The organism is Fervidobacterium sp. (assembly GCA_026419195.1).
GTDB lineage: Bacteria > Thermotogota > Thermotogae > Thermotogales > Fervidobacteriaceae > Fervidobacterium.
In genome coordinates this window covers 1-589 of sequence record JANZZV010000105.1, presented here as the reverse complement: position 1 = coordinate 589, position 589 = coordinate 1, and the positions used below count along the sequence as shown (strand labels likewise).

Genomic DNA, 589 nt, shown 5'->3' with positions numbered 1-589 from the left:
TTACTATTGTTATAAAATTTTTAAAAACTAAAAAATTTTGTTAGAAATTTCGCTATGTTTCCTAAACACGTAAACAAATAAATTTTGGAGGGGATATTGTGGGACTTGAAGTTATTAGAAAGCTGAATAAGGTAAAACCACATGATTTACCTATAGAAATATTATTAATGGAACAGAACATAAATTTTTTTATGAAAGGAATATTTCCAGAAGAATTATACCTATATTTATTAGGTGCAAAGATGAGTTATATAGCAGATTACTTACAAGTACATCCAAATACAGTAACTAACAGAGTTAAAAAATATTTAGAAGTATTCTCCCCTCATTTTTATAAAAAAGACGAGTTAGATTTTGAAGAACTGGCTAAGTTAGTCAGAAAGCTAAAACTTTTAAACAATATACCAGACGATGAATTTGTGCCAGTAAATCTATTGCAATTAAAACTATCAAAAGATAATTTATCAGCAGACTATAACAGTTTAACAGTGGAGGGGTAGTATGAAGTATTGCGTATTAAAACAAATTCAAATCGAAGAATGCGATGATTTAGATTGCAGATATATACCAGTCTGTTTTTCAGAAAGTG

The 589-nt window shown here is 27.8% G+C and carries 1 protein-coding gene; it reads left to right on the top strand.

Annotated features, from left to right (window positions below):
- Positions 1–98: 98 nt before the first annotated feature.
- Positions 99–500 carry a hypothetical protein gene (locus tag N2Z58_09490; protein ID MCX7654890.1) on the top strand — a complete coding sequence of 134 codons (402 nt, stop codon included), beginning with the start codon at positions 99–101 and terminating at the stop codon, positions 498–500.
- Positions 501–589: the final 89 nt, after the last annotated feature.